The organism is Frankia sp. CeRuru1 (assembly GCF_977966315.1).
The window spans coordinates 1-5,036 of sequence record NZ_CDWWEW010000365.1; the positions used below are offsets into that span (position 1 = coordinate 1).

Consider the following 5,036-nt stretch of genomic DNA (forward strand, 5'->3'; position numbering starts at 1 on the left):
GACTCGCCCTGCGCCGCAACCCACGCCGGGCGCACCTGTTGGTCAGCCGGGTGCTCGGCAAGCATCTGCCGGTGGCCCCGGCCGAGGCGCTCGCGGCCGGGGCCGGGGTCGCCGCGCTGGTCCGGGCACTGCCCGGCTTCGAGGAGGCCGGAAAGCGGGTCGCGGACCCGCCAGTTGCGGGTTCGCCGGTGCCGGGTTCGCTGGTGCCGGGTTCGCCGGTCGAGCAGCCCGGGGGCCCGCGGACCGGCCCGATCGTGATCGGTTACTGCGAGACCGCGACGGCGTTGGGGCACGCGGTCGCCGACGGTCTCCCGACGAGCCACTACCTGCACACCACCCGGCGGCCGCTGCCCGGTGTCACGCCGATCCTCGAGTTCGTGGAGTCCCATTCTCACGCGACCCACCACTGGCTGATGCCCGAGGACCGCGAGATCCTGCGGTGCGGCGCGCCGATCGTGCTCGTCGACGACGAGCTGTCGACCGGGCGCACCGCCCTCGGCACGATCCGGATCCTGCATGCCCACGCCCCACGCGAGCACTACGTGGTTGCCACGCTGCTCGACGCCCGTCCGCCCGCGGCCCGGGCCGCGTTCGCCGATCTCGCCGACGAGCTCGGGGTCAGGCTGGATGTCGTCGCCCCGCTTACGGCCACCGTCACCGTGCCGGCCGAGATCGCGGCCCGAGCCGCGCGGGTCCGCGCCCGGTTCGCCGGGGGCGCGGACGGTCGGGACGAGGCGCGGGCGACGGGGGCGCTGGTGGCCCACCCGGTTCGCCGGTTGGTGGCCGGCTGGCCGTCCGACCTGCCTGACGGTGGCCGTCATCGCTGGTCGCCGACCGACCGCCACCGCCTCGACGAGGTCGTGCCGCCGGTCGCCGCGACGGTACTGGCCGCGCTGACCCGGCCCGCGGGTCGCACGCTCGTGCTCGGGACGGAGGAACTGATGTACACGCCGATGCGGATAGCGGACGCGCTGGCCCGGACGAGTCCGGGTGAGATCCGCTACCAGTCCACGACGCGTTCGCCGGTCCACCCCGTCGACGTCGACGGCTACGCCATCCGCGCCGCCCTCACCTTCCCCGCGCCGGACGACCCGGGCCGGGCCAGCCACGTCTACAACGTCCGGCCCAGGATGTACGACGACATCGTGGTGGTCGTCGACTCCGTCCCGGACGTCGTCTCCGTCCCGGACGTCGTCTCCGTCCCGGACGTCGATTTTGAGACGGACGTCGCCCCGGGGGCGGACCGGAGCTCTCCCCGTGCGGATACCGGCCTCCACGGCATGCTTACTCAGCTACGCCGATGCGCTCCGGTCACGGTGCTGACGCTGCCCTCCTACCGGCCCTCCTACCAGCCGTCCCCTCGACCGACCGGTGCGCCGCCCGCCGGTGCGCCGCCCGCCGCCGGACCGCTCACCGGTGCGCCCGGGGACGCCCGGTGAGCGGGATCGGCGCGGTGGATCCCGCGCTCACCGGCACCGTCGGCTCGGGTTCATACGATCCGGCGGACGTGACCTTCCTGCTGACCGACCTCAGCGCGGTCGCCCTGGAGCGGCCCACCGAGGACCGTGAGGAGGCCATGCAGGCCGGCCGGCACTACTCCGAGGACCTGCCGGTCGAGTACCAGCCTGACGCCGGTTACCTGGAGCTCTACCACCGGGCGCTGGACCGGTCGGCCCGCCGGGTCGCGCTCGCCACCGGCCTCGTGGCGGAGCTCGTACGGGTCACCAAGCCCGAGCCGGTCCTGGCCTCGATCGCCCGGGCCGGTACCCCGGTGGGGATCCTGATGCGGCGCTGGTATGGCTGGCGCCACGGGCTCGACACCCCGCACTACGCGATCTCGGTGATCAAGGATCGCGGCGTGGACCTGAACGCGATCCGCTACCTCACCTCCCGGCACAGCCGGGAGGTGCTCCAGTTCGTCGACGGCTGGACCGGCAAGGGGGTGATGACCCGGGTGCTGACCGACGCGGTGGCGCGGCTCGGGCTGGACGACACCCTCGCCGTACTGGCCGACCCGGCTCGGTGCGTGCCGCTCTACGGGACCCGCGACGACTTCCTCATCCCGAGCGCCTGCCTGAACTCGACGGTGAGCGGGCTGGTCAGCCGGACCGTCCTCAACGCCGAGCACATCGGTCCGGATGACTTCCACGGTGCGAAGTACTACGCCGAACTCGCGGCGCACGATCTGTCCCGGCACTTCGTCGAGACGGTGGCGGCCCACTTCCCCGAGGTGGCCGACGAGGTCGCCGAGACCTGGCCGCGGCTGTGGGTCGCCGACCGCAGTCCGACCTGGGCGGGCTGGGCGGCGGTGGAGCGCATCGCAGCCGCGTTCGACATCCCCGACGTGGTCATGGTGAAGCCGGGGGTGGGGGAGACGACTCGGGTCCTGCTGCGCCGGGTGCCCTGGCGCATCCTCATCGCCCCCGACCGGCTCGACGAGCTGGCGCACGTGCTGGCACTGGCCGCCGACCGCGACGTCGAGGTCCAGGAGATGGCGGACCTGCCCTTCTCCTGTGTGGGGCTGGTCCGCCCGGTCGGCGCGGCACCGGTCTTCCACACCCCGAACGCGCGCTGGCGTCCGGACGTCCCGTGACGGCCGGCCCGTCCGCCGCGTCCGGGCCGCGTCATCTGCTGGCCTGTGACCTGGACAAGACGCTGATCTTTTCCCGGCACTCGCTGCTGCTGGCCGACGACCGGCCCGCACCGGAGCTCGTCGAGGTCGAACGCCTCGACGGCGCGCCGATCTCGTTCGCGACGGCGCGGTCGCTGGCCCTGCTCGCCGAGTTGCACGACCTCGCCGTCCTCGTCCCGGTCACCACCCGCACCCTCGCCCAGTACGCGCGGGTCAAGCTCGGGGTCCGGCCGCGCTACGCGATCGCGGCCAACGGCGGGCACCTGCTGGTCGACGGGGTCCCCGATCCGGCCTGGGCGGCGGGCGTGGCGGCCGAGGTCGCCGCCGCCTGCGCCCCCCTGGCGGAGATGGTGGCGCTCGCCGAGCGGTCCGCCGCCGGCGGCTGGGCCCGGCTCGTGCGGGTCGCCGACGGGTTGTTCGTCTACCTCGTCGCCCACGACCGCGCTGGCATTCCCGACCTGACCGGGGAGGCCGAGACGGCGCGGGCTGCGGGCTGGGCGATGTCGGTGCAGGGGCGGAAGGTGTACTTCGTCCCGTCGGTCCTGACCAAGCAGCGCGCGGTGGCCGAGGTCGCCCGCCGTGCCGGTACCGCCCGGCTGCTGGCCGCGGGGGACTCCGTGCTCGACGTCCCGATGCTCGCGGCGGCCGACCACGCCGTCCGTCCGGCCCACGGTGAGCTGCACGAGCTGGGCTGGTCGGGCCCGCATGTCACCGTCACCGCCGCAGCCGGAGTGCTCGCGGGCGAACAGGTGCTGGCGGCGTTCGTCGCGCGGGTCCGGGCCGAGATCGCCGCCGGGAGTCGCTGAACCTCCTCGCGCGACTTCCGGGCCCGTTCAGACCGGGCCTTGGCGCCGCTCCGCCGACCCCGACGGATCAGACCCCGGGCCCTCGACTGGCCGCCGGACCGCCCCGTGCTCGGGGCAAGCCGACGTCACCCTCCCGACTGCCGTCGCACGCGGTGCACTTCACGACCGCGTTCCCAGGGAAGCGGCCGTCCTCGTCGACCTCCTGCCGGCCGGATTCGACCTCGCCTTTGCCGTTGCGGGATGTGCAGTCGCCGAACTCGATCGGCGTGTCGCCGGTCGAGCCGCCTTTCTTCTTTTTGTCCTTGTCGCTGTCGTCACGGACGACTGGCGCGCTACCGCCGCGCTACTGCCGCGTTTCGTGCCGCCGCGTCCGGACGATGCTCCTCCGCGGGTCTCGCCGCGCTTGTTCCACGCCATCGGTTGCTCTCCGTCTACAGTCGACCCCTCCCTGCATCAACGGTAGCGGCGGAACACCCAAGTCGGTACCAGGACAGCCGGAGCTGTAACCGTGCGTCCCTCACGGACGCCGGGCGCGGGAAGGTCAGACTACGGCGATGCGCGCCCCGAGCTGGTCCACCTCGGCGATATCCCACCGGCCCAGATCCCGGTGGAGAGCCCGCGCCCGCGCCGCGACGACTGCGTTCGGGGAATCGACCACCGCGCCCAGCGCGGCGATCCCCGCAACCGCAGCCGCACCCGGGTTCGCATGGTCGCCGTCTAGGTGGCCGGTAGCAACTGCGAGCATGGCGAGGCCAACGCCTTGGTTGTCGTGGACGAAGGTCGCTGCGGCCCGCTCGCCATGATGGATCGCCGTCCTGCCGGCACCTACGGTGTTCGCTGCGGTGAGTGCCGTATAAAGATCCTCTTCGGCGTCGTTCCATTCGGCATCACCCTTGATCGCCGTCCGCATCGAGGCTCGCATGACCACGATCGCCTCTTCGGCCTGGACTGCGGCCCCGGCGGCGGACGCGGCCAGCGCCTCGTATGCGGCTAGCCGGGCCCGCTGGCCCGGATGAGCGTCACGGCGGCCTTTCGCCGCGAAGTCCGCCGCCGTCGCCCAATGGCCCGCGTCCATCGCAATCCATGACTGCAATCCAGCGACTCGGCCTGTCAGCAGAGGATCGTTCACAGCCGTCGCGTGCTCTTCGGCGATCGCCGCGAACCGTCGGCCAAGACGGCTGTCCCCACCGAAACGTGCGACGGTCGCGAGTTCGGCGGCGAACTGGCCAGCGAGCCGCGTCAGCCGCGGCGCTACAGCGAGCTGCACACGTCGGGCGAGCATCCCTTCTACCTGCTGCCATGCTTTGAATGCCCCGGGAAACAGGATGCTGGGCGCTACGGCGCATAGATCACGGTTGAGGTCAACGAGCTGCGCTTCGAGCTCGGTAAGGGTGAAAGTCGCTGGCCGGGCAGCGTCAATCTGATCGCTGACCGCGCCGGTAGCGGCGAGCACGGTAGCCGCGGTGAGTCCGCCCACCTCAAAGAGCTGGCGTCTGTCCGTCGCCCCCACCCCCCTCGTCGCTACCACTGTCCGCCCCAGGATAGGGAGTAGTCCACCCTCGGGAAGGGCGAGCTTCGCTTCCTTCGCGGCATCCTCG

Annotated in this window: 4 protein-coding genes; 3 read left to right on the plus strand and 1 reads right to left on the minus strand. The window is 72.6% G+C overall.

Annotation, left to right across the window (positions count from 1 at the left end; genetic code table 11):
* The 3 genes from AC08OP_RS20395 to AC08OP_RS20405 all read left to right on the plus strand — a co-directional run.
* Window positions 1–1,439 (plus strand): phosphoribosyltransferase family protein (locus AC08OP_RS20395; RefSeq protein WP_476615648.1); only part of this gene is annotated, 1,439 nt, incomplete at its 5' end.
* Between the two features lie 5 nt (window positions 1,440–1,444).
* Window positions 1,445–2,593: a cysteine protease StiP family protein gene (locus AC08OP_RS20400; protein WP_476615651.1), complete on the plus strand. Its 1,149-nt coding sequence runs from the start codon at window positions 1,445–1,447 to the stop codon at window positions 2,591–2,593.
* Entirely contained in the window at window positions 2,590–3,438 is an 849-nt protein-coding gene (locus AC08OP_RS20405) for an HAD family hydrolase (protein ID WP_476615649.1), read from the plus strand. The genes AC08OP_RS20400 and AC08OP_RS20405 overlap by 4 nt, the downstream gene beginning before the upstream one ends.
* A 541-nt stretch (window positions 3,439–3,979) precedes the next feature.
* Here the strand turns inward: AC08OP_RS20405 and AC08OP_RS20410 are convergent.
* A partial coding sequence (locus AC08OP_RS20410) for a hypothetical protein (RefSeq protein WP_476615650.1) occupies window positions 3,980–5,036 on the minus strand: 1,057 nt, incomplete at its 5' end.